Consider the following 23,260-nt stretch of genomic DNA (forward strand, 5'->3'; position numbering starts at 1 on the left):
CGTTTAGATAATTGCTATCCGGAAAAGCATCTGCTATTTATAGCGACCTGATTTTTCCCCCGAACATGGGGATCGATAGTGCGTGTTAAGGAGAAGCAACATGCAAGAAGGGCAAAACCGTAAAACATCGTCCCTGAGTATTCTCGCCATCGCTGGGGTGGAGCCGTACCAGGAGAAACCGGGCGAAGAGTATATGAACGAAGCCCAGCTGTCGCACTTCAGGCGTATTCTTGAGGCATGGCGTAATCAACTTAGGGATGAAGTTGATCGCACCGTATCTCATATGCAAGACGAAGCGGCTAACTTCCCTGATCCGGTGGACCGTGCCGCGCAGGAAGAAGAATTCAGCCTTGAGCTGCGTAACCGTGATCGTGAGCGCAAACTGATCAAAAAGATCGAGAAGACGCTGAAGAAAGTAGAAGATGAAGATTTCGGCTACTGCGAATCATGCGGCGTAGAAATTGGTATTCGCCGTCTGGAAGCGCGTCCAACAGCCGATCTGTGCATCGACTGTAAAACGCTGGCAGAAATCCGCGAAAAACAAATGGCAGGTTAATTCCGGCCATTTTACCACGTTGACTACAGGCGGGAGCTTCTCCCGCCTTATTATTTGTTAGCCCGCAAAATGAGCGATTCACACTATACTGGCCGCTTCGCCCCTTCCCCCTCTGGCGAGCTACATTTCGGTTCACTGATTGCCGCCCTCGGGAGCTACCTGCAGGCGCGGGCTCATCGCGGAATCTGGCGCGTACGTATTGAAGATATTGACCCCCCTCGTGAAGTTCCCGGTGCTGCAGACACAATTCTGCGTCAGCTGGAACATTACGGACTGCACTGGGACGGCGACATTTTATGGCAATCCCAACGTCATGATGCCTACCGCGAGGCGCTCGCCTGGCTGCAACAGCAGGATCTGAGCTATTACTGCACCTGCACGCGCGCGCGTATTCAAAGCGTCGGCGGTATATACGACGGTCACTGCCGCGAGCGACGTCATGGACCAGAACAGGCAGCAGTACGCATTAAGCAGCGCCGCCCGGTACTGCAGTTTACCGACCAACTGCGCGGTGTGATTCAGGCTGACCCGCAACTCGCAAGGGAAGATTTTATCATCCATCGGCGTGACGGGCTGTTTGCCTATAATCTCGCGGTGGTGGTGGACGATCACTTCCAGGGCGTGACGGAGATTGTGCGCGGTGCCGATCTTATCGAACCAACGGTACGGCAGATTTCGTTGTATCAACAGTTCGGCTGGCAAGCACCAGACTATATTCATCTGCCACTGGCGCTAAATGAACAAGGCGCTAAACTTTCCAAGCAGAATCATGCGCCTGCACTGCCCAATGGCGATCCGCGCCCGGTACTGATTGATGCATTACGCTTTTTGGGGCAGCCCAGTTATAACGACTGGCGGGATATGTCAGTGGCACAACTCCTGCAATTTGCCGTGGCTAACTGGGATCTCACCAGGGTACCAGAACAGGTAAGCATAAATCCGGCATTCTCAAATGCCTCATGCTGAGCTATGATTAGCCGCGATTTTTACACAGCAACACTTGTCTTTACTGAAGTTTGACACTACCGAGGTGCACTATTTTTACCCGAGTCGCTAATTTTTGCCGCAAGGTGCTAAGCCGCGAGGAGCGCGAGGCCGAGCTTGCCGTCGCCCGTCCACATATGACGGTAATCCCGCGTGAGCAGCACTCTATCTCCCGCAAAGATATCAGTGAAAATGCCCTGAAGGTAATGTACAGGCTCAATAAGGCCGGATACGAGGCATGGCTGGTAGGCGGTGGCGTACGCGATCTTTTGCTGGGCAAAAAGCCGAAAGATTTTGATGTCACCACCAATGCAACGCCGGATCAGGTGCGAAAACTGTTTCGTAACTGTCGCCTTGTTGGGCGTCGATTCCGTCTGGCCCATGTCATGTTTGGCCCGGAAATTATCGAAGTCGCGACCTTTCGTGGACACCATGAAGGCAGCGAGTCCGATCGCACAACGTCACAACGCGGGCAAAACGGTATGCTGCTGCGCGACAACATCTTCGGCTCCATCGAGGAAGATGCTCAGCGCCGCGACTTCACGATTAACAGCCTGTATTACAGCGTGGCCGATTTCACCGTACGTGATTACGTCGGAGGCATGCAGGATCTCGAAGATGGCGTCATCCGCCTGATCGGTAATCCAGAAACGCGCTATCGTGAAGATCCTGTACGTATGCTGCGTGCCGTACGCTTTGCCGCCAAGCTCGACATGCGCATCAGCCCGGAAACCGCAGAACCGATCCCGCGTCTGGCAACGCTGCTTAACGATATTCCTCCCGCGCGCTTGTTTGAAGAAGCGCTCAAGCTGTTACAGGCGGGCTATGGGTATGAAACCTATAAAAAACTGCGTGAGTACAGCCTGTTCCAGCCGTTGTTCCCAACTATTACGCGCTATTTCACCGAAGACGGCGACAGCCCGATGGAGCGCATCATCGCCCAAGTGCTGAAGAATACCGATAACCGCATCAACAATGATATGCGCGTTAACCCGGCGTTCCTGTTCGCCGCCATGTTCTGGTATCCGTTACTGGAAGCCGCGCAGAAAATCGCGCAGGAGAGCGGTCTGGCCTACTACGACGCTTTCGCGCTGGCGATGAACGACGTACTGGACGAAGCCTGCCGCTCGCTGGCTATTCCTAAGCGCCTGACCTCGTTGACCCGCGATATCTGGCAGCTACAACTACGTATGTCCCGCCGTCAGGGCAAACGCGCCTGGAAGCTGATGGAGCATCCAAAATTCCGCGCTGCCTACGACCTACTGGCCCTGCGCGCCGAAGTGGAACACAACGCAGAGCTGCAGCGTCTGGCGCAGTGGTGGAGTGAATTCCAGGTTTCCGCGCCGCCGGAACAAAAAGGCATGCTGAACGAACTCGACGAAGAACCAGAGCGCCGTCGACATCGTCGCCCGCGTAAACGTGCCCCGCGTCGTGAAGGTTCTTCGTGACCCTCGTTTATATTGCGCTCGGCAGTAATTTAGCCTCACCTCTGGAGCAGGTTAATGCTGCCGTGCAAGCGATAGGCGACATTCCCGACAGCCGCATCGTCGCAGTTTCCTCGTTTTACCGTACACCGCCGTTAGGCCCACAGGATCAGCCAGACTACCTGAACGCCGCCGTGGCGCTGGAAACGACTCTCGCGCCCGAAGAACTGCTTAATCACACCCAACGCATTGAGCTACAGCAGGGACGCGTGCGTAAAGCCGAACGCTGGGGGCCGCGTACGCTGGACCTTGATATAATGCTGTTTGGTGATGAAGTGATGAATACCGACCGTCTGACCGTGCCACATTATGACATGAAGAACCGTGGATTTATGCTGTGGCCACTGTTTGAAATAGCCCCTGAATTACGCTTCCCCGATGACAACCAGCCGCTGGCTATCTGCCTGCGTCACGTGTCACCCTGCCCCGAACGCTGGTAATATTGCGCTTATAAAGCAGGCACGAATCATTCAGCTTGCGTCACAACACGTGCCTGAGTTTTGAGTAGATGACGAGTTTCACCATATAATCTATCGAGAAATATTAAATCAATCTACCGAAACGCCTTTAATATTAGCTGAAATTTTAACCCACATCTCCTTATATCTTCTAACAAAACAATTCAAAAATTCTAAATAACGCAATTACATCATTAAAACAAATAATATAAATAATATACCGACACTCCTCTAATATTTAATAACCATTTCGACATGTATTAAAACCACCCCAAAACGAATAAAAAAACAAAAAAATGCTCATTTCATTCAAAAATTAATCAAAACCTATGGTTTAGCGTAAAAAAGACATATCAATGACATCTTCTTCAAGACAAAGGAGATAACGTAAAAAAATAATATTCAATTTATGAATGATAAAACTTTTTAAATTCAACTCATGGATTTTACAAAGTAACCACATTCAGGTTTAATTCACACGAATTAATTTCATATAAACCATATTTTTATTTACCAGATAAAAAATGCGCCACATATTAACTTTATATAAGGATATTCTTGTGAAGAAAAAAATCATCGCACTATCGGTTGCTTTCTCCGCTGCCCTGCTCTCCTCCTCTGCACTTGCAGCATTAGACGGCGGTCAGGTCGACTTCGCTGGTCTGGTGAGTGACAACACCTGTGCGCCACATGTAAACGGCGGTAGCCAGGACGGCCAGGTACAGCTGAAAACCGCCAAAACTGCTGATATCTCTGCCAACACCGGCGTATCAGACACCACACCGGGCGTTATGCCAGAAAGATTCTATATCACCGTAGACTGCGGCGCTGCGACGTCGAATACCAAAGCCAATCTCAGCATGGCCTCCACGTTCTTCAGCAATGCCAACGGCACACTGAACAACGATAAAGCCATCTCCAGCCCGGCCAGCGGCGTTAACCTGGCGATTCACATGGTCGACTCGTCTGGCGCAGCAGTGGCCTACAAACAGGTGAAAGTCAACAATCCTGCAGATACTCACCAGGTGGCATTCAAAAGCGGCATTGCCACCTTTAACTTTGTGGCGTCCTACGTCAGACAGGCCAGCGCGGTTCCTGTAACACCGGGTTACGTGAAATCGAACACTGCCTATACTCTGACCTACGAGTAAAGGCTCGGTTCTGGAGCTATCGGCAGTAATGGGATAGCTCCTCTTTTCCCTGCTACCGCATAATAAGCACATAGCAGGCGGATGCGGTTTTATCCTGCCGTAACAATAGACAACGAAAATAACAAAAAGCAAAAATAAAATAATTTTATATAGTCAATGGCGTAAACAGCAAGATTGCGAAAAACGGCCCAAAAATAATAATGCATAATTATCCAAAGTGTCATAAAGGATAAAAACACCGAGGCTTTATATCGCATATACATGAGGCAATGAACAAGAATCATCACCTTAATTAATAATTTAAAACAAAACCATCCAAATGTTATATTTTTATATTTCACTGATGCGCCATATAATGAGCGCCGCTTTACATGAAATTATTTTTAACAAGGATATTTCTACATGAAATTAAAGTTAATAGCTTTATCGCTGGTGCTGTCTGCTGCATCAACCACAACGACATTTGCAGCAGCATTGGACGGCGGTCAGGTCGACTTCGCCGGTCTGGTGAGTGACAACACTTGTACACCGCACGTAAACGGCGGCAGCCAGGACGGACAGGTGCAGCTGAAAACCGCCAAAACGGCTGATATCGCTGCCAACACCGGCGTAGCAGACACCACGCCAGGCGTTATGCCTGAAAAATTCTACATTACCGTAGACTGCGGCGCTGCTACATCGAGTACCAAAGCCAATCTCAGCATGGCCTCCACATTCTTCAGCAATGCTAACGGCACTCTGAACAACGATGATGCCATCAGCAGCCCGGCCAGCGGCGTTAACCTGGCGATTCACATGGTCGATTCGTCTGGTGCTGCCGTGACGTACAAACAGGTGAAAGTCAACAATCCTGCTGACACTCACCAGGTGGCATTCAAAAGCGGCATTGCCACCTTTAACTTTGTGGTGTCCTACGTCAGACAGGCCAGCGCAGTTGCTGTAAAACCGGGCTACGTGAAATCGAATACCGCCTATACGGTTAGCTATGAGTAATCGTTAACGCTTTATAAGGGAATAAAGGATTCGATTATTCCCTTTTAATCAAAAACATGGAGGAATAATAATGACCAGGATGCGTCGTTCTACTCTTATTGCATTATCTCTACTCGCCGCTACCTCGGCGATTAACCCGGCGCTGGCTGATATTATTCTGTCGGGCACCCGAATCGTTTACAACGAAGCTCAAAAAGACATCACCATTCGGTTGGAAAATAAAGGTTCGCGCCCGGCATTAACGCAAAGCTGGCTGGATGACGGCAATCAAAACGCCGACCCAAGCACGATTAATCTTCCTTTCAACGCCACCCCGCCAGTATCGCGCATTGAAGCGGGCCGCGGCCAGACGGTGAAAATCACCTTTACCGGCGGGCGCGCATTACCGAAAGATCGTGAAAGTATCTATTGGTTTAACGTCCTTGAAGTACCGCCCAAAATGAAAGACGAAGACGTTAACGAAAAAAATCTTCTGCAACTGGCATTCCGTACGCGAATTAAAATGTTCTACCGCCCTGGCGGACTGGACGGCAACGCCTCGGAAGCACCGCATCAATTGCAGTGGCGCCTGCAGCAAAAAGCGGGCAAACCCGTCCTGCACGTCACCAATCCCACTGGCTATTTTGTTTCGTTTAATAAGGTAGAAACAAATGTAAATGGCCGGAAATACGTCGCTTCGTCATCCATGGTCGCACCGAAAGCTGAAGCGGACTTTGCGATCCCAGGCTTAACCGGCACGCCGGGTACAGCCAGCGTCAATTATATGGCCATTAACGATTTTGGTGGTGCCATCAACGGCAAAGCCAATCTTTAAATTTAGCTTCTGGACATCTGATGAATATGTCGTCAAACAAGTTCTCTGTTTCGCTGTTGGCCCGTGTGATTATGTTCGCCGTTTATTCGGCTTGCCCCCTCGCATGGGCCGAAAATGAAAACGTCGAATTTGACAGTTCATTTCTCATGGGGCCTGGCTCTAACAGCGTCGACCTTAGCCGCTACACCAACGGTAACGCCATTGCCGCCGGGTTCTATGACGTCAGCGGCTATGTCAATAACACGCTGGTCACCACGCTAAAACTTGAATTTATTGACGCCAATAACGGCAAAACCGAAGCCTGTATTACGCCCAAAATACTCAGCCAGTTGCACGTCCGCCTGCCCGACGATATGCCGGAAGATGCCGTATGGCTCAAGCGCGACGATCGCGCGAACAGCTGCCTTAAGCTGCCGCGCGCCATTAACCAGTCAAGCGTTCACTTCGATGGTGGCGACCAGCGCCTGGATATCGGTGTGCCGCAAATGTGGGTGCAGAAAGGTTTTGCCAACAGCGTTGACCCTTCGTTATGGGACGATGGTATCCCAGCCGCCATGCTGTCGTATAACCTCAATGCCTGGAAAAACCAAAACAATGAGGGTACCGATGACAGCGTATACGCTGGCTTTAATGGCGGGGTCAACCTTGGCGCATGGCATTTTCGCGCTCAGGGCAACTACTCCTGGCAGAAAGACGGCGACAGCCGCATTGACTACCAAAACCGTTACGTCCAGAGGGACATTGCTTTTCTGCGTTCGCAGCTCATTCTCGGCGAGTCTGGCACCAGCGGTGAAACCTTTGACACAGTGAATATTCGCGGCGCGCGCCTTTACAGCGAGTCGCAAATGTTGCCGCCGCAGCTTGCCAGCTTTGCGCCAACCATACGTGGCGTCGCGAAAAGCAACGCCCGCGTCACCATTACCCAGAACGGCTATAAAATTTACGAAACCACCGTGCCGCCGGGGCCATTTGTTATTGACGATCTTTCACCATCCGGCTACGGCGCGGATTTAGAAGTCACCATCACCGAGGCCGATGGCTCGAAACATACCTTCAGCCAGCCGTTCTCATCGCTGGTGCAAATGATGCACCCAGGCGTTGGCCGTTGGGACGTCAGCGCAGGCGAAGTCAATGACGACAGTCTGAGAGATAAACCCGGCCTGGCGCAGGGAACGTTCTATTACGGCTTCAACAGCACGTTTACCGGTTATAGCGGCATACAGGCCACAGATAACGGCTATCTCGCCGGGCTGCTCGGCCTGGGGATGAATACCTCGGCGGGCGCCATCTCCTTTGACGTGACGCAATCGCAAGCCAGGATCCCGGAGGATCAAACCTACTCTGGCCAGAGCTATCGCGTATCGTGGAACAAATTTTTCACACCGACCGACACCTCACTGAATATCGCGGCCTACCGCTACTCCACGAAAGACTACCTGGGACTGAAAGATGCGCTGACGCTGATTGATGATGCGAACCACAGTAGTGGCGATAGAGTCCGCAACATGAATAGCTACGCTCGAATGAAAAACCAGTTCACCATCAGTCTTAACCAAACCCTGCAAAGCGGCGACGAGACCTATGGCTCCATATACCTTACCGGCAGCTGGTCTGATTACTGGGTCACCAATGATTCACGCAGTAGCTTCTCGGCAGGTTACAGCAACAACTGGGGCTGGGCCAGTTATAGCGTGAGCCTGCAGCGTACCTACGATGAAGACAATAACCGCGACGACTCGGTGTATCTCAGTCTGACCATTCCGCTGGATAAACTACTGGGTAGAGAGACCAGCGGCGGCGGTTTCCATACTTTAAACAGCAGCGTGAACAGCGATTTTAACGGCAGCAACCAGTTCAACACCAGCGCCAGCGGCTACAGCGCCGACAACCGCTGGAACTATAGTGTCAGCACCGCCTATGACATGCGCAAAGAGGATAAAAACCTCTCCACCGTTAGCTCTTACGTCAGCTATGACTCTGGATATGGCAGCCTGGCCGCGTCCGCCTCTGCCAGCAACGATAGCTCACGTCAATATTCCCTTAACACCGACGGCGGCTTTATTTTGCACCGTGGCGGCCTGACCTTCAGCAACCAGAGCTTTGGCGATAGCGATACGATGGTGCTGATAGAAGCGCCCGGCGCCAAAGGAGCACGAATTGACTATGGCAATAGTACGGTTGACCGCTTTGGCTATGGTGTGGGCAGTTCGCTGACCCCGTACCGGGAAAATATGGTCTCGCTGGATATTGACCAGCTGGAAAACGATGTCGAACTGAAAAGTACCAGCTCGACGGTGATCCCACGCCGTGGCGCGGTGGTGCTGAGCCGATTTGAGACCGACCAGGGCCGCGCAGCCATTATTAACCTCGTACGCAGCGACCATAAACCGGTTCCTTTCACTGCCGAAGTTTACGACGAGAAAAAGACACTATTAGGCACCGTAGGCCAGGGCAGCCAGGCCTTTGTACGCGGCATTGCCGATAGCGGCGATCTGGTGGTTCGCTGGACGCTCAAAAACCAATCCCAAAGCTGCCGCCTGCACTACCAGGTGGCACAGCAAGATGAGCAGAATGGCAGCAAAACGCTCGTGTTCAATGCCGTTCCCTGCATAATGCAATAGGTTACGAGGAAAGATGATGAAAATATGCCGCGTAATCTCCACGTTGAGCCTAACCGGACTGCTGTTTTCCCCGGCCTGTTTTGCAGGCCAACAAGGGTTAAGCGTCGACTTTACCGCCGTAATAGCGGAAACCACCTGCAGCATGAAAGTCAGCAGCGTGACGAACGCCACGGTCAGCGGCAATGACCCGCAATATTCGCTTAAGATACCTACCATGGCGCTGACGGCAGTGGTTAATGCCACAGCAGAGGCCGAAGGCAGTTTCAAACTTCTGCCGCAAGAGTGCAATAACAATATTACCACGCTGAAAATGACCATATGGTCAGCCGACCGGATGCCCAGCACCGACTACAAGCTGCAAAACAGCCTGAGTGGCGGTGCAGAAAACATTTCGCTTGGTTTTAAGCCCAAAGGCAGCGATGACGGCGCCCTTTTCCGTCTGGATGGTTCGCAAGAGGTGCTATGGCGCGCCGACCAGATAGAGAACGGCTTTGATATCAGCGCCTTTTTCCGTCGCAGCAGTTCATCAATTACCCCCACCAGCGGGGATTTTCAGGCCAAGGCAACGTTTACGTTTACCTATGAATAGCAATGAGGCTACGTTGATGCGATCTCTCTTCTCACTCTGCGGTGCGCTTCCGGCCCTGCTGATCGCCTTTCCTGGGTTTGCGGGCATCAACTCGCTGGAAATGACGGTGTCCACCTCCTTCCTCCAGCCAACCTGTGAAACAACGATCACCGACAGCAGCGGCACGGTGAACTCAGTGGTCAATATCGGCGATATTTATCTTCCGCAGGTGGTGAATAAAACCAATTACAGAGCCTTTTATTTGGCCTTCAAAAACTGCTCCGGGCTGGTGAAGAATCAGGCCTCAGTCACCCTGACGCCCAGAACCGGTTGCGATGGTCTTTCCGGCAGCGGCAACGGGTTTCGTAACGCGCTAAACGGTAGCGACGATGCCGCTGGTGTCTCGGCGGAAGTGTGGACCACCGCCTCGCCGGGCAGCAGCGGCAGCGTACAACTGCAGTGCAACAACCCGGTTAAACAAGCGGTTAATGTCACCGACGCGCACGACGACAATATCGTCAAGTGGCCGCTCAGCGCCCGCATCGTGATAGCCAATGGCAACACCATCGCCGATATACACACCGGGGGGTTCTCTACCCAGGGCCTGTTCACCGTCACCTATGAGTAAAACGCCATGAGCACACTATTGCGCCGCACGCTGGCGATTGGCCTGTTGTTATTAACCTCTCTCGCCCACGCCGATAACGAGGTGGAAATCAGAGCCAATATTCTGAACACCAGCTGCGAAATCTCCCTGGATAACAATGGGCTGGTGGAATTAGGCACCAAAGATATCGACTATTTCGCGCGCGGCATTACACCAGAAGATCCCTACCAGGGGGGCTCTACGTTCTACGTCCGCGTGAAAAACTGTATGCCGGTCAGTGGGAAAGAACCGTCAAAAATCACCCTCAACTTTTCGCCGCTTTCCGGGCGTTTTGCCACCGGGTCAGCGCAAATTTTCCCAAACGACGCCACGCCGGGTGCACAAAACGTGGGCGTGGTGATCTTCTCCACTCAGGATCCCAGCCATATCGTCAACGTGATGAACCCCGACGGCACGCCGCGCAGTCAATATGACGTGACCGCCGCCACCTATCAGGACAGCATGTACACCTTCTATGCCAGGATGCAGAAAGTGGTCTCTGCGCAGTCGATTACCGGCGGCCCGGTCAAAAGCAGCGTGCTGATTTCCGTTTATTATGAATAAGGAAGTGAGCATGATAAGGACATTATTCGAACGACGAGGCGGGAGAGGCGTTACCGCCCTCCTGCTCGTCAGCCTGCTGTCTGGCGTCAGCACCGATAGCCTCGCAAAAAAAACCTATGTGTTAGGCGAATACCAGACCTCTTACCAGGACGGCCGCGGTCCCTCAAAAGATGGCACAATTAATATCACCTACAACGCAGCCCCCACGGTGGTATTTAGCCGTAACGCCACCCTGGCGCCAGCCAACGTGGTGTTGAAATGGGATAACAACCATGGTTCGGGAAAAAACTCAACGGGCGCATTCTGCACCCAGTCATCCAGCGGTACGGAACGTGGATTTTCAGTACAGTCGGGTTTTATCTCCGCCGGCAGCTATAACGGAGTGGATATCTTTAAAACCAATATTCAGGGACTCTACTTTTCGCTTAAGCTACATAACTTTAGCGCCGCAAATCAGTTTACCTTGAACGTCACTGAATTGAATATTCGTAATGGCATTCAGTCCAATGTGCTGACACCCATCCCCAGTGGAAACTGGTGCGATAAAACCAACACCAGCGGTGGTGTGAACTACGCCACCGATGGCGGCTTTGCTTTTTACAATACGATCACCTTTTATACCGACCAGACCTATGTCCCTGGTGGAAATTCTATTCAACTGCTAACGAACGGTTACGGCCTTCGCATTTGGAATGAGAGTCCCGGCCCAGGTATTGCCAGCCACGACATCCTTGTCACTTACGATATCAGCAAAATCAAAATCAGCGAACCCACCTGCACGGCTCAACCAGCTGTCAGCGGTCGCAGCGTCAGCGGCGGTGTTGTCGACATGGGGCGCTACAGCCCGCGCGATATTCTCTCAGGCGCAGCGCCAGTGCCTTTCGCCATTCAGTTAGCAGGCTGCAGAGGGTTGAACAATATTAACGTCACGCTCGCCTCAGGTTCTGTGGCCAGAGATCGTACTCTGCTCGCCAATGCGTTAGCCAACGATCGGGCCGACGGCGTGGGTGTGCAGATCAGCGGCGCGGCGAATAATTTAGGCCCGCAGACCATTCTGGTGCCAAATGACGAGAACTCGGTGTATCGCGACCGGCACGATTCCACCGGTGAAAACAACATCTATGATGGCACTGTTGTAGGTAATGAGCCGGGCGTTGCGCAATCTCAAACCCTCAATTTCCTGGCAACGCTGAAGCAAGACAGTAATCAACCCATCTCCGCGGGTAATTTCAGAGCCACCGGTATCTTCACGCTCGACTACCCTTAATTCCTCGCCCATTGCCAGCACATAGCATACAAGGGCGTTTTTAGATTGGATGGGCCATTGCTTTTATCATTGACCCTCACTAAGGATTTGAAAACAATGTGGACATTATTCAGGCTACGTACCAACTGTAGAAAAAAAGGGGCCATCGCGCTCCTGTTGTCTGTCATCTGCGCGAGTAGCCTGGCAGCGACCAAAACCTATGTATTGGGCAATTCGGGGGGCTCCACTCAATACAGCTCAGGGCCAACGGGCAATGGTTATATTAATATCAATTATCCAAGCGGCCCTACCGTGATATTTAACCGTAGCGCTACGCTGGCCCCGGCCCACGTGGTGTTAAACTGGGACGACAGCCACGGTGCAGGAAAAAGTGGGCAGGGTGCATACTGTACCCGCTCATCTAACGGCACAGGGAACGGTTTTTCGGTGCAGTCAGGCTTTGTCTATTTCACCACCTATAATGGAGTCGATCTCTTTAAAACAAATATTCCGGGGCTCTATTTCTCAGTTAACCTGCGTGATTTGAGTTCGGCGGGGCAGTTTACTTTTAATGTCACGGAACTGAATATTCGCAACGGCATTCAATATGAAGCTCTGATCCCAATTCCTACCGCTTCAACGTGGTGTGACGCTACAAGCACCACAGACAAAGTTGAATACACAACCTATGGAGGCCTGGGATTTTACAGTTCAATTACCTTTTATACCGACCAGAACTATACTCCTCCCCCATCAGGTACTGCTCTGCAACTACTGTCGCAGGACACTTATCACTTTCGCTTATGGAACAGAAATCCCGGACCTGGAATTGCCAGCTATTACATCAATGTTAATTTTGATCTTAGCGCACTGAAGATCAGCGAACCCACTTGCCTGGGGCAGGTAACCGTCACCGGTGCGGCCGTCAATAAGGGCATCGTCGAATTAGGTTCCTACAACCCAAACGAAATTATCAATGGCGCAAAACAGGTACCTTTCTCTCTTCAGCTCACTGGCTGTCAGGGGCTCAACACTATTGACGTGACGCTCACCTCAAACAATGTCGCTACCGACCCAACCCTACTCGGCAATGCGTTAGCCGACAACCGGGCCGATGGAGTCGGTTTGCAGATTAGCGGCGCGGCCAATAACCACAGCCCGCAAACCATTATGATGCCCAATAACGCCATGTCGGTATATCACAATCAGAACGATACCCTTAACGATAACAACATCTACGGCACCAATGAACCGGGTGTAAGTCAATCTAATACGCTCAATTTTCTGGCTATGCTTAAGCAGGACAGCAACCTACCAATCACTGCGGGTAATTTCAGAGCCACCGGTGTCTTTACGATGGACTACAAGTAACGCCCTCTCCCGGCCGTCTATGGCCGGGAGATCTCCATAAAGGGCTAACTTTCCATCGTCGCTTCCCCTACAATGCGGCCATTATATTCAGATTATTGATGACCAATAGGGGTTATGATGAAACCAACCACCATCGCCTTGCTGCAGAAATGCAAACAGGAAAAGAAACGCTTCGCCACCATCACCGCCTATGACTACAGTTTTGCCAAACTGTTTGCTGACGAAGGCGTTAACGTGATGCTGGTCGGTGACTCCCTGGGAATGACCGTTCAGGGTCATGATTCTACCCTGCCTGTGACCGTTGAAGATATTGCCTACCACACCCGCGCCGTGCGTCGTGGTGCGCCCAACTGCCTGCTGCTTTCAGACCTGCCATTTATGGCTTATGCCACGCCGCAACAGGCGTTTGAAAACGCCGCGGTGGTTATGCGTGCGGGCGCCAATATGGTAAAAATTGAAGGCGGAGCTTGGCTGGTTGATACGGTGAAAATGCTCACCGAACGTGCCGTGCCGGTTTGCGGTCATCTGGGGTTAACCCCGCAGTCGGTGAACGTATTTGGCGGCTATAAAATTCAGGGCCGCGGCAATGCCGGAGACGTTCTGCTGGAAGATGCGCTGGCGCTGGAAGCCGCTGGCGCTCAGTTGCTGGTGCTGGAATGCGTACCGGTTGAGCTGGCGAGGCGAGTCACAAATGCGCTGTCTATTCCGGTTATCGGTATTGGCGCAGGTAACGTCACTGATGGACAAATCCTCGTCATGCACGATGCCTTCGGCATTACCGGCGGCCATATCCCTAAATTTGCCAAAAATTTCCTCACTGAAGCGGGCGACATGCGCGCCGCAGTACGGCAGTATATTGCTGAGGTTGAATCCGGCGTCTATCCGGGTGAAGAACACAGTTTCCATTAAGGAGTCAACGTGTTAATTATTGAAACTCTGCCGTTGCTGCGCCAGCATATTCGTCGTCTGCGTCAGGAAGGCAAACGCGTCGCGCTGGTCCCTACCATGGGGAACCTACACGACGGTCATATGAAGTTGGTTGATGAAGCAAAGGCTCAGGCTGATGTCGTGATCGTCAGTATTTTCGTTAACCCAATGCAATTTGATCGTGTGGAAGACCTGGCGCGCTATCCACGCACGCTGCAGGAAGATTGCGAAAAACTGAACAAGCGTAAAGTCGATGTCGTCTTTGCACCGTCAGAGAAAGAAATCTACCCGCAGGGCACAGAAGGCCATACCTATGTAGATGTTCCTGGACTGTCTACTATGCTGGAAGGCGCCAGCCGTCCGGGTCACTTCCGCGGTGTTTCCACTATCGTCAGCAAGCTGTTTAACCTGATCCAGCCAGATATCGCCTGCTTTGGCGAGAAAGATTTCCAGCAACTGGCGTTGATCCGCAAAATGGTAGCGGATATGGGTTATGACATTGAGATCGTCGGCGTACCCATTATTCGTGCCAAAGACGGCTTAGCCCTCAGCTCACGTAACGGCTATCTCACGGCAGAGCAGCGTAAAATCGCCCCTGGTTTATACAAAGTAATGAGCCATATCGGTGAAAAATTACAGGCTGGTGAGCGCGATCTGGAAGAGATTGTCGCCATTGCTGAGCACGAACTGAATGAAAAAGGCTTCCGCGCCGACGACATTCAGATCCGTGATGCCGACACACTGTTGGAGTTGACTGAAACCAGCAAACGCGCAGTGATTCTGGTCGCCGCCTGGCTGGGCCAGGCGCGTCTGATCGATAATCAAAGCGTTACATTAGCCCAGTAGACAGGGGTTAAAAATCAGGCAATACTGCCTGAAATTCTCAAAGCAGGTCAATTGCGCCTGCTTAGCCAAGATAAACGACAGGGTATAGAAGTTATGATTCGCACCATGCTGCAAGGCAAGCTCCACCGTGTAAAAGTCACACAGGCAGACCTGCACTATGAAGGCTCCTGCGCCATTGACCAGGATTTTCTTGACGCCTCTGGTATTCTGGAAAACGAAGCGATTGATATCTGGAACGTGACCAACGGGAAACGTTTCTCCACCTACGCGATTGCGGCTGAACGCGGCTCCAGAATTATCTCAGTGAACGGTGCGGCAGCGCATTGCGCCGAGGTTGGCGACATTGTGATTATTGCCAGCTTCGTCACGATGTCTGATGAAGAAGCCCGTACCTGGCGTCCAAAAGTAGCCTACTTTGAAGGCGACAACGAAATGAAGCGCACCGCGAAAGCCATTCCGGTACAGGTTGCCTGACAGCCATTACCCCTGCGGCTGGTTGCTTATCAGCCGCGACATTGTCTCCAGCGAATCCGTTCTTAAAATATAAAGTCTTTTCAATAAGAACGGATTATCTCCCGGCTTAACCTTCCCTCTCACCGTGGTGACCGCCATATGGAATCCTGCGTCGCCTGCGGCTTTTACCGCCGTGGCGTTATAACCGCCAAACGGATACGAAAGATACAGGACGTGAGGATTAAACTGGGACAACGCCCGGCGCGAACGGGCGAAATCGAACAGAATATTGTGATAGCTGCGACTCAGCAGGATCGGTCGGTGATTCGCATCAACCCGATGTAAAAAATGGGTATGCGACTGGAAGTCGAACACATCCCGGATCTCTTGCAGTTCAGAGAGGCTCATAAACTGCAGCGATTTCGGATCCCACTTCTGCGGGTGGCGCTTGATGCGTGAGGAGATGATAAACGCCGTGGCCTTCATACCGTACTGCTTCAAAATGGGGTAAGCATAACGGCTCACCGACTTGAGACCATCATCAAAGGTCAGCACCACCGCCCGCGCCGGGAGATTCATTTTATTCTGCACGTAGCCTTCCAGTTGATACATCGTCAACGTGGTGTAGCCACGATCCTGGAGCCAGGCCATCTGGTTGCTGAACGCACGTACGGAGGTTGTGGTGGAGGTATGGCGAAAGCGGGTATTCTCTTCATCGCGCAGAATATGATGGTAAGTTAGCACCGGAATACCGTTGTCTTCCTGCGCATCCAGCGAGCTAACATAGGCCAGTCGACCACCAATGCGGATCTGGTACCAGGTCTGGTTGAGTCGGTCTTTAAGCTTGCTGATAATCGGATAACGCAGATTATCAGCCAGCACACCAAATGGGGCGCTACCGACATCCGGAGCGTTATAAACCGATGTATCTTTCCAGGTTATCAGACTTTGATTACTCAGCGGTTTATTGAGATCGCCCAGGCCATCATCGACTTTCTGCCGCCCCTGAACGGGCTCCAGGTGCCCCTTATCAATAAACCCGGTGCCAAAACCAAAGGCAAATTCGTAATAGTCTGCCGCGATGGGCTCAACGGCGAGGATCTGCCCGGCGCGAATATTCCCGACCGTCACCATTTTATTGCCAATTTGCGCCCATACGGCGGCGGCTTCGGTGGTTTGCATATAGCGAGCAGGCAAAGCCGCAGTGACGCTGCCAGAAAACAGGAGCAATAAAATAAGCAGAACGCGCATAACCATATGAGATAACCGAGGCGAGAAACCCCGGCTATTGTAGCAAAAACGCCATCAATACCAATGATTAATACTCATACAAATCATGCTTCAACACGAAGGGGGGATTTTTTTGTTGCTGATGCCAGAGACTGGAGACTTCAGGCCCGCCAAGCGCGACGATGCTGTCGCGAAACGCAGCGCTGCTCATCGATTCCCGCGACGACAGCATTCGCTCAAGTAATGGATAAGTGATACCTGAAATCACTTCACACTGGGGGTGTTTATGGCTCATTAACGAAGCCACACGGTAAGGCGCAGCCCCGGCCATATCGGTCAGGAATATCACGCCCTCTCCCGAGTCTGTAGCATGCAAGGCATGGCACATCATACGACTTAGCATGTTCGAGCTGAGCCCTCGCCAAAAACTTACCGCCTGACACTGGACCAAAGGACCGTGTTTTGTTTCCAGACGATGCAGCATATCCTGTGCCTTATCGTCATGACAGGTAATTACCCAACCTAACATTGCCTACCTCCTTAGCAGGCAAGTAGTTTATCAGGGTGATAAATCCGTAATGGTGATAAGCATCAAAAGTCTTCCTCTCCCTGGTCAGAAGAGGAAGAAAGAATTAGCTGCGCAATCCTCGACCGCGCTGAATCAGGTACCAGCACAGCAAATAAAACACAGCGATAAACACCACCAGCACGCCAAATGTGGTGACCAGGGGAACATCATGAATCCCCAGGAAGCCGTAGCGGAAGCCGCTAATCATGTAGACGATCGGATTCAGATGCGAAAGCCCCTGCCAGAACGGCGGCAGCAGTGTTAACGAATAGAACACGCCACCCAGATAGGTCAGAGGGGTCAGCACGAAAGTTGGGATCAGGCTGATATCGTCAAAGGTTTTGGCGAAAACCGCGTTCAACAAACCGGCCAGCGAAAACAGCACTGCCGTTAACACCAGCGTGAGCGCCACAAAGACCCAGGAATGTACCTGGAACGGCACGAAGAACAGTGAAATCGCCGTGACCAGGATCCCGACGCACAGGCCACGCGCCACGCCGCCGCCGACAAAACCGGCGATGATCACGTGTGTTGGCACCGGGGCGACCAGCAACTCTTCAATATTGCGTTGAAACTTGGCGCTGAAGAATGACGATGCCACGTTAGCGTATGAGTTGGTGATCACTGCCATCATAATCAGACCCGGCACGATAAACTGCATATAGCTAAAACCGTGCATTTCGCCAATACGCGAGCCGATCAGGTTACCAAAGATAATAAAATAGAGCGTCATGGTGATGACGGGGGGAACCAGAGTCTGGACCCAGATACGCATAAAGCGGTGAATTTCTTTCGCCCAAATGCTTTTCAGCGCAACCCAATAAAGCTGCATCATGCGCCATCTCCTTGTTTTTCATGCACCAGAGAAACAAACAGTTCTTCCAGTCGGTTTGCTTTGTTCCGCATACTCAATACCTGAATCCCCTGAGCGCTCAGTTGGGAGAAGACGCTGTTAATGCCCTGCTCGCGCAGAACTTCCACTTCCAGCGTGGAAGTATCCACCAGACGATACTGATAGCCTTCCAGTTTTGGCAACGGGCTTTTCGGCGCCAGATCGAGAATAAAGGTCTCGGATTTCAGTTTAGAGAGCAGGCTCTTCATTGAGGTGTTTTCCACCAGCTCACCATGCTGAATAATGCCGATATTGCGACACAGCATTTCAGCTTCTTCGAGATAGTGGGTGGTCAGAATAATCGTGGTGCCTTTGTCGTTTAAATCTTTTAAAAAGCCCCACATTGAACGGCGCAGCTCAATATCCACGCCCGCCGTCGGTTCATCAAGGATGAGTAATTTGGGCTCGTGCATGAGTGCCCGGGCAATCATCAGACGGCGCTTCATCCCACCGGAAAGCATGCGCGCGCGCTCGTTGCGTTTTTCCCATAAATCGAGCTGCTTTAAATATAATTCGCTGCGTTTGACCGCCTCTTTATGCTCAACGCCGTAGTAACCGGCCTGGTTAACCACGATCTGCTGCACGGTTTCAAACGGGTTAAAGTTAAACTCCTGCGGGACCAGCCCAAGCTGGCGTTTGGCGTTAACCGTATCTTTATCGAGATCGTAGCCGAAAACGCTAACCCGTCCGGAGGTTTTATTCACCAGCGAGCTGATTATCCCGATGGTGGTGGACTTCCCTGCGCCGTTAGGTCCCAGGAGCGCATAGAAATCGCCCGCTTCGACTTGCAAATCTATGCCGCGTAGCGCCTGAACACCACCGGGATAGGTTTTCTTAAGTTGTTGAAGTTCCAGAGCAATGGTCATGGTTTTTTACTTACCTTACGTTCTGACATTTTATATATAGTTTAAATAATGTTGGAGTTAACCTATATTAGCCCATCGAATTTATCTGGCTTCGGGTCGTACAACTCCATGAAAGACATAGATACACTCATCAGCAACAATGCACTATGGTCAAAGATGCTGGTAGAAGAGGATCCCGGATTTTTTGAAACGCTGACACATGCGCAGAATCCGCGTTTTCTATGGATTGGATGTTCCGATAGCCGCGTACCCGCTGAACGATTAACCGGTCTTGAGCCGGGCGAATTATTTGTCCACCGTAATGTTGCCAATCTGGTTATTCACACCGACCTGAACTGCCTCTCAGTAGTGCAGTATGCGGTGGATGTGCTGGAAGTGGAACATATTATTATTTGTGGTCACTATGGTTGCGGCGGCGTCCAGGCGGCTATTGAAAATAAAGAACAGGGACTGATTGATAACTGGTTACTTCATATTCGCGATATCTGGTTTAAACACAGCTCACTACTGGGCGAAATGCCACAGGAACGCCGCATTGATACCCTTTGCGAACTGAATGTCATGGAGCAGGTCTACAACCTCGGCCACTCAACCATTATGCGTTCAGCCTGGAAGCGCGGTCAGAAAGTCACAATTCACGGCTGGGCTTACGGTATTCATGATGGCCTGCTGCGCGATCTTGACGTCACCGCCACCAGTCGCGAAACGCTGGAGCAGCGCTATCGCCAGGGGTTGTCTAACCTCAGTCAGAAACATACCAATCACAAGCAGATGCCAACAAACGGCAGCGACGCGTAAGCGACTTTTCGGCCTGCGGAAGTAACGTGCAGGCCGAATAAGCGAAGCGCCAGCAGGCGCTCCCAATATTACTCGTCCAACAGCACCACTTTGCCAACATACGGCAGATGGCGATAACGCTGGGCGTAGTCAATGCCGTAGCCAACAACAAACTCATCTGGAATAGAGAATCCGATAAACTCAACCGGAACATCCACTTCACGACGGGAAGGTTTGTCCAGCAACGTACAGATGGCCAGGGATTTCGGCTCGCGCAGGCTCAGAATCTCACGCACTTTAGACAACGTATTGCCGGAGTCAATAATGTCTTCGACAATCAGCACGTCCTTGCCACGAATATCTTCATCCAGGTCTTTCAGGATTTTAACATCACGCGTGGTAGACATTCCGCTGCCGTAGCTGGATGCAGTCATGAAATCGACTTCGTGGGAGACATGCACTTCACGGCACAGGTCGGCCATAAACATAAATGAGCCGCGTAACAGACCAACCAGCACCATATCGCTGCCGCTGTCCTTATAACGTTCGTTAATTTGACGTCCCAGTTCAGCAATACGCGCTTTGATCTCCGCTTCCGGGATCATGACTTCAACAGTATGTTTCATATCTCTAACCATATGATTTAAAAACAAATCACTCAATGCTTACTTGTAATAAGCGAGCATCTAAGCGCAAGGCACGCAGTATACCAGTAAAAGCATTCACACGCGGCATCTGTTGATAAAGTTCATAACGTGACGAGTATCACGCGTTTTAGCTCCTATAATTAACTGCGAATAAATAAATAACACCCGTGATGGTATTTTTTATGGCAAATAACAACGTACGTTCTCAACGGCTTATCGTGACCCTGAGCGCCCTGTTCGCGGCACTTTGTGGACTCTATCTCCTGATTGGCGGAGGCTGGCTGGTCGCTATCGGAGGCTCCTGGTACTACCCGATCGCGGGCCTTGTCATGCTCGGTGTGGCTTTCCTGCTGTGGCGAAGTAAACGTTCTGCTCTCTGGCTGTATGCTGTCCTACTTCTCGCCACCATGATTTGGGGTGTTTGGGAAGTCGGCTTTGATTTCTGGGCACTGACGCCGCGAAGCGACATCCTGGTTTTCTTTGGTATCTGGCTTATTTTACCTTTCGTCTGGCATCGTCTGATAATCCCATCCAGCGGTGCGGTAGCCGCGCTGGTTGTGGCCCTGCTGATAAGCGGCGGCATCCTGACCTGGGCTGGCTTTAACGATCCGCAAGAGGTTCACGGCACGCTGAGTGCTGATGCCACAGAGGCCGACGCAATCTCGCCGGTTGCCGATGGGGACTGGCCTGCTTATGGTCGTAATCAGGAAGGCCAACGCTATTCTCCGTTAAAACAAATTAACGCTGACAACGTTCATCAGTTGAAAGAAGCGTGGGTATTTCGTACCGGTGATTTAAAACAACCGAACGATCCTGGTGAAATCACCAACGAAGTTACCCCCATAAAAGTGGGCGACAGTCTTTATCTGTGTACCGCCCACCAGCGGCTGTTTGCCCTCGATGCGGCCAGCGGGAAGGAGAAGTGGCATTTCGATCCACAGCTCAATACCAACACCAGCTTCCAGCACGTCACCTGTCGTGGGGTGTCTTATCATGAAGCAACGGCGGCGAATGCTTCGTCTGACGTGGTGGCCGACTGTCCGCGTCGCATTATTCTGCCGGTCAACGATGGGCGCATTTTTGCTCTCAACGCTGACACCGGTAAGCTGTGCGAATCCTTTGCGAACAAAGGTATTCTGAACCTGCAAACCGATATGCCGGTAACCACGCCAGGTATGTACGAGCCGACATCTCCGCCGATTATCACCGATAAAGTGATAGTAATTGCCGGAGCGGTGACTGATAACTTCTCTACCCGCGAGCCGTCAGGCGTAATTCGCGGCTTTGACGTTAACAGCGGTAAACTGTTGTGGGCCTTTGACCCAGGTGCGAAAGATCCAAACGCGATCCCGCAGCCGGGCGGGCACTACACCTTTAATTCTCCGAACTCCTGGGCGCCTGCGGCCTATGACGCGAAGCTGGACCTGGTGTATCTACCGATGGGCGTCACCACCCCGGATATCTGGGGCGGTAACCGCACGCCGGAACAGGAACGCTACGCGAGTTCGATTCTGGCATTGAATGCCAGCACCGGTAAGCTTGCCTGGAGTTATCAGACCGTTCACCACGATCTGTGGGATATGGATTTACCGGCGCAGCCGACCCTTGCAGATATCACCGTTAAAGGAGAGAAAGTTCCGGTCATTTATGCTCCGGCGAAAACCGGTAATATCTTCGTCCTCGACCGCCGTAATGGCGAGCTGGTGGTACCTGCCCCGGAAAAACCGGTGCCGCAAGGCGCAGCTAAAGGGGATTATGTCAGCCCAACCCAGCCGTTCTCCGATCTCAGCTTCCGTCCGAAAAAAGATCTCAGCGGGGCCGACATGTGGGGCGCAACCATGTTTGACCAGCTGGTGTGCCGCGTGATGTTCCACCAACTGCGTTATGAGGGGATATTCACCCCGCCATCTGAACAAGGCACGTTGGTCTTCCCTGGTAACCTCGGTATGTTCGAATGGGGCGGTATCTCCGTTGATCCTAACCGTCAGGTCGCTATTGCTAACCCGATGGCGCTGCCGTTCGTTTCGAAGCTGATCCCACGCGGTCCCGGCAACCCAATGGAGCCGCCGAAAGATGCCAAAGGCAGCGGTACGGAATCCGGTATTCAGCCGCAGTACGGTGTGCCGTTTGGCGTCACGCTGAACCCGTTCCTTTCGCCATTTGGACTGCCGTGCAAGCAACCGGCCTGGGGATATATCTCCGCGCTCGATCTGAAATCCAATAAGGTAGTGTGGAAAAAACGTATTGGTACACCGCAGGACAGCATGCCGTTCCCGATGCCGGTTCCGGTGCCATTCAATATGGGGATGCCGATGCTGGGTGGACCAATCTCCACTGCGGGCAACGTGCTGTTTATTGCCGCAACTGCCGATAACTATCTGCGCGCATACAACATGAGCAACGGTGAAAAACTGTGGCAGGGGCGCTTACCGGCCGGTGGCCAGGCAACACCGATGACGTATGAAGTTAACGGTAAGCAGTATGTGGTTATATCCGCCGGAGGCCACGGCTCATTTGGGACGAAGATGGGCGATTATATCGTGGCGTACGCGTTGCCGGACGACGCTAAATAACTGAAAAGCCCGGTGGCGCTAATGC

The 23,260-nt window shown here is 51.9% G+C and carries 23 protein-coding genes; 18 read left to right on the forward strand and 5 right to left on the reverse strand.

All coding sequences use genetic code 11. The features are described from left to right. Nucleotides 1-100: 100 nt before the first annotated feature. The 16 genes from dksA (at nt 101) to panD (ending at nt 15,703) form a co-directional block, all read left to right on the forward strand. The gene (dksA, locus tag OGY15_RS21340) at nt 101-556 is read left to right on the forward strand and encodes an RNA polymerase-binding protein DksA (RefSeq protein ID WP_003018625.1); all 456 of its coding nucleotides are present in this window, start codon (nt 101-103) and stop codon (nt 554-556) included. 69 nt (nt 557-625) lie between these two features. Then, nucleotides 626-1,522, forward strand: a complete 897-nt coding sequence (gene gluQRS / locus OGY15_RS21345) for a tRNA glutamyl-Q(34) synthetase GluQRS (protein ID WP_286540992.1) — start codon at nt 626-628, stop codon at nt 1,520-1,522. Between the two features lie 71 nt (nt 1,523-1,593). Beyond that, nucleotides 1,594-2,988 (forward strand): polynucleotide adenylyltransferase PcnB, encoded by a 1,395-nt coding sequence (gene pcnB / locus OGY15_RS21350; protein ID WP_210904658.1) that lies wholly within the window; start codon nt 1,594-1,596, stop codon nt 2,986-2,988. Next, entirely contained in the window at nt 2,985-3,464 is a 480-nt protein-coding gene (folK, locus tag OGY15_RS21355) for a 2-amino-4-hydroxy-6-hydroxymethyldihydropteridine diphosphokinase (RefSeq protein ID WP_210904452.1), read from the forward strand. Before pcnB ends, folK begins: the two co-directional genes overlap by 4 nt. Nucleotides 3,465-4,042: 578 nt before the next feature. Beyond that, nucleotides 4,043-4,633: a fimbrial protein gene (locus OGY15_RS21360; protein WP_286540993.1), complete on the forward strand. Its 591-nt coding sequence runs from the start codon at nt 4,043-4,045 to the stop codon at nt 4,631-4,633. 402 nt (nt 4,634-5,035) lie between these two features. Further along, complete coding sequence (locus OGY15_RS21365; RefSeq protein ID WP_286540996.1) at nt 5,036-5,626, forward strand: fimbrial protein; 591 nt, start codon at nt 5,036-5,038, stop codon at nt 5,624-5,626. Nucleotides 5,627-5,696: 70 nt separating this feature from the next. Continuing rightward, complete coding sequence (locus OGY15_RS21370; protein WP_286540998.1) at nt 5,697-6,440, forward strand: fimbrial chaperone; 744 nt, start codon at nt 5,697-5,699, stop codon at nt 6,438-6,440. Between the two features lie 20 nt (nt 6,441-6,460). After that, a complete protein-coding gene (locus OGY15_RS21375) occupies nt 6,461-9,061 on the forward strand; it encodes an outer membrane usher protein (protein ID WP_286541000.1) in 2,601 nt (866 codons plus the stop codon). 13 nt (nt 9,062-9,074) lie between these two features. Continuing rightward, nucleotides 9,075-9,650, forward strand: a complete 576-nt coding sequence (locus OGY15_RS21380) for a fimbrial protein (RefSeq protein ID WP_286541001.1) — start codon at nt 9,075-9,077, stop codon at nt 9,648-9,650. Nucleotides 9,651-9,666: 16 nt separating this feature from the next. Continuing rightward, complete coding sequence (locus OGY15_RS21385; RefSeq protein WP_286541004.1) at nt 9,667-10,257, forward strand: fimbrial protein; 591 nt, start codon at nt 9,667-9,669, stop codon at nt 10,255-10,257. A 6-nt stretch (nt 10,258-10,263) separates the two neighbouring features. Next, nucleotides 10,264-10,839 carry a fimbrial-like protein gene (locus OGY15_RS21390; RefSeq protein WP_286541005.1) on the forward strand — a complete coding sequence of 192 codons (576 nt, stop codon included), beginning with the start codon at nt 10,264-10,266 and terminating at the stop codon, nt 10,837-10,839. A gap of 10 nt (nt 10,840-10,849) precedes the next feature. Then, entirely contained in the window at nt 10,850-12,106 is a 1,257-nt protein-coding gene (locus OGY15_RS21395) for a fimbrial protein (protein WP_286541006.1), read from the forward strand. A gap of 96 nt (nt 12,107-12,202) precedes the next feature. Next, a complete protein-coding gene (locus OGY15_RS21400) occupies nt 12,203-13,456 on the forward strand; it encodes a fimbrial protein (RefSeq protein ID WP_286541007.1) in 1,254 nt (417 codons plus the stop codon). Between the two features lie 117 nt (nt 13,457-13,573). Then, the gene (panB, locus tag OGY15_RS21405; RefSeq protein ID WP_286541138.1) at nt 13,574-14,365 is read left to right on the forward strand and encodes a 3-methyl-2-oxobutanoate hydroxymethyltransferase; all 792 of its coding nucleotides are present in this window, start codon (nt 13,574-13,576) and stop codon (nt 14,363-14,365) included. Between the two features lie 9 nt (nt 14,366-14,374). Beyond that, nucleotides 14,375-15,229 (forward strand): pantoate--beta-alanine ligase, encoded by an 855-nt coding sequence (gene panC / locus OGY15_RS21410; protein WP_151216765.1) that lies wholly within the window; start codon nt 14,375-14,377, stop codon nt 15,227-15,229. Nucleotides 15,230-15,322: 93 nt separating this feature from the next. Further along, nucleotides 15,323-15,703: an aspartate 1-decarboxylase gene (gene panD, locus OGY15_RS21415; RefSeq protein WP_000621526.1), complete on the forward strand. Its 381-nt coding sequence runs from the start codon at nt 15,323-15,325 to the stop codon at nt 15,701-15,703. Nucleotides 15,704-15,709: 6 nt separating this feature from the next. Here the strand turns inward: panD and OGY15_RS21420 are convergent, their stop codons facing one another. The 4 genes from OGY15_RS21420 to OGY15_RS21435 form a co-directional block, all read right to left on the reverse strand. Continuing rightward, a complete protein-coding gene (locus OGY15_RS21420) occupies nt 15,710-16,939 on the reverse strand; it encodes a polysaccharide deacetylase family protein (RefSeq protein WP_286541009.1) in 1,230 nt (409 codons plus the stop codon). 61 nt (nt 16,940-17,000) lie between these two features. After that, a complete protein-coding gene (locus OGY15_RS21425; protein ID WP_187253734.1) occupies nt 17,001-17,441 on the reverse strand; it encodes a PTS sugar transporter subunit IIA in 441 nt (146 codons plus the stop codon). A 103-nt stretch (nt 17,442-17,544) separates the two neighbouring features. Further along, the gene (locus OGY15_RS21430; protein ID WP_042312267.1) at nt 17,545-18,315 is read right to left on the reverse strand and encodes an ABC transporter permease; all 771 of its coding nucleotides are present in this window, start codon (nt 18,313-18,315) and stop codon (nt 17,545-17,547) included. Continuing rightward, complete coding sequence (locus OGY15_RS21435) at nt 18,312-19,238, reverse strand: ABC transporter ATP-binding protein (RefSeq protein ID WP_151216760.1); 927 nt, start codon at nt 19,236-19,238, stop codon at nt 18,312-18,314. The genes OGY15_RS21430 and OGY15_RS21435 overlap by 4 nt, the downstream gene beginning before the upstream one ends. A 108-nt stretch (nt 19,239-19,346) precedes the next feature. On the opposite strand from OGY15_RS21435, the gene can reads away from it, so the two are divergent. Further along, nucleotides 19,347-20,036, forward strand: coding sequence for a carbonate dehydratase (gene can / locus OGY15_RS21440; protein ID WP_151216759.1), 690 nt, complete (start codon nt 19,347-19,349; stop codon nt 20,034-20,036). Between the two features lie 68 nt (nt 20,037-20,104). Here can and hpt read toward each other — a convergent pair whose 3' ends face one another. After that, the gene (gene hpt / locus OGY15_RS21445; RefSeq protein WP_042312274.1) at nt 20,105-20,641 is read right to left on the reverse strand and encodes a hypoxanthine phosphoribosyltransferase; all 537 of its coding nucleotides are present in this window, start codon (nt 20,639-20,641) and stop codon (nt 20,105-20,107) included. A gap of 203 nt (nt 20,642-20,844) precedes the next feature. Here hpt and OGY15_RS21450 point away from each other — a divergent pair, with 203 nt between their 5' ends. Beyond that, the gene (locus OGY15_RS21450; RefSeq protein WP_151216758.1) at nt 20,845-23,235 is read left to right on the forward strand and encodes a glucose/quinate/shikimate family membrane-bound PQQ-dependent dehydrogenase; all 2,391 of its coding nucleotides are present in this window, start codon (nt 20,845-20,847) and stop codon (nt 23,233-23,235) included. Nucleotides 23,236-23,260: the final 25 nt, after the last annotated feature.

Origin of the sequence: Citrobacter sp. Cu231 (assembly GCF_030332265.1) — a bacterium.
GTDB classification, from domain to species: Bacteria; Pseudomonadota; Gammaproteobacteria; order Enterobacterales; family Enterobacteriaceae; genus Citrobacter; species Citrobacter meridianamericanus.

What these genes read in the sequence shown, in the direction of transcription:
- dksA (WP_003018625.1), top strand. Translation starts at nt 101, where the DNA reads ATGCAAGAAGGGCAAAACCGTAAAACATCGTCCCTGAGTATTCTCGCC.
- gluQRS (WP_286540992.1), top strand. Translation starts at nt 626, where the DNA reads ATGAGCGATTCACACTATACTGGCCGCTTCGCCCCTTCCCCCTCTGGC.
- OGY15_RS21365 (WP_286540996.1), top strand. Translation starts at nt 5,036, where the DNA reads ATGAAATTAAAGTTAATAGCTTTATCGCTGGTGCTGTCTGCTGCATCA.
- OGY15_RS21370 (WP_286540998.1), top strand. Translation starts at nt 5,697, where the DNA reads ATGACCAGGATGCGTCGTTCTACTCTTATTGCATTATCTCTACTCGCC.
- OGY15_RS21375 (WP_286541000.1), top strand. Translation starts at nt 6,461, where the DNA reads ATGAATATGTCGTCAAACAAGTTCTCTGTTTCGCTGTTGGCCCGTGTG.
- OGY15_RS21380 (WP_286541001.1), top strand. Translation starts at nt 9,075, where the DNA reads ATGATGAAAATATGCCGCGTAATCTCCACGTTGAGCCTAACCGGACTG.
- OGY15_RS21385 (WP_286541004.1), top strand. Translation starts at nt 9,667, where the DNA reads ATGCGATCTCTCTTCTCACTCTGCGGTGCGCTTCCGGCCCTGCTGATC.
- OGY15_RS21390 (WP_286541005.1), top strand. Translation starts at nt 10,264, where the DNA reads ATGAGCACACTATTGCGCCGCACGCTGGCGATTGGCCTGTTGTTATTA.
- OGY15_RS21395 (WP_286541006.1), top strand. Translation starts at nt 10,850, where the DNA reads ATGATAAGGACATTATTCGAACGACGAGGCGGGAGAGGCGTTACCGCC.
- OGY15_RS21400 (WP_286541007.1), top strand. Translation starts at nt 12,203, where the DNA reads ATGTGGACATTATTCAGGCTACGTACCAACTGTAGAAAAAAAGGGGCC.
- panB (WP_286541138.1), top strand. Translation starts at nt 13,574, where the DNA reads ATGAAACCAACCACCATCGCCTTGCTGCAGAAATGCAAACAGGAAAAG.
- panD (WP_000621526.1), top strand. Translation starts at nt 15,323, where the DNA reads ATGATTCGCACCATGCTGCAAGGCAAGCTCCACCGTGTAAAAGTCACA.
- OGY15_RS21420 (WP_286541009.1), bottom strand. Translation starts at nt 16,939, where the DNA reads ATGGTTATGCGCGTTCTGCTTATTTTATTGCTCCTGTTTTCTGGCAGC.
- OGY15_RS21425 (WP_187253734.1), bottom strand. Translation starts at nt 17,441, where the DNA reads ATGTTAGGTTGGGTAATTACCTGTCATGACGATAAGGCACAGGATATG.
- OGY15_RS21430 (WP_042312267.1), bottom strand. Translation starts at nt 18,315, where the DNA reads ATGATGCAGCTTTATTGGGTTGCGCTGAAAAGCATTTGGGCGAAAGAA.
- OGY15_RS21435 (WP_151216760.1), bottom strand. Translation starts at nt 19,238, where the DNA reads ATGACCATTGCTCTGGAACTTCAACAACTTAAGAAAACCTATCCCGGT.
- can (WP_151216759.1), top strand. Translation starts at nt 19,347, where the DNA reads ATGAAAGACATAGATACACTCATCAGCAACAATGCACTATGGTCAAAG.
- hpt (WP_042312274.1), bottom strand. Translation starts at nt 20,641, where the DNA reads ATGAAACATACTGTTGAAGTCATGATCCCGGAAGCGGAGATCAAAGCG.
- OGY15_RS21450 (WP_151216758.1), top strand. Translation starts at nt 20,845, where the DNA reads ATGGCAAATAACAACGTACGTTCTCAACGGCTTATCGTGACCCTGAGC.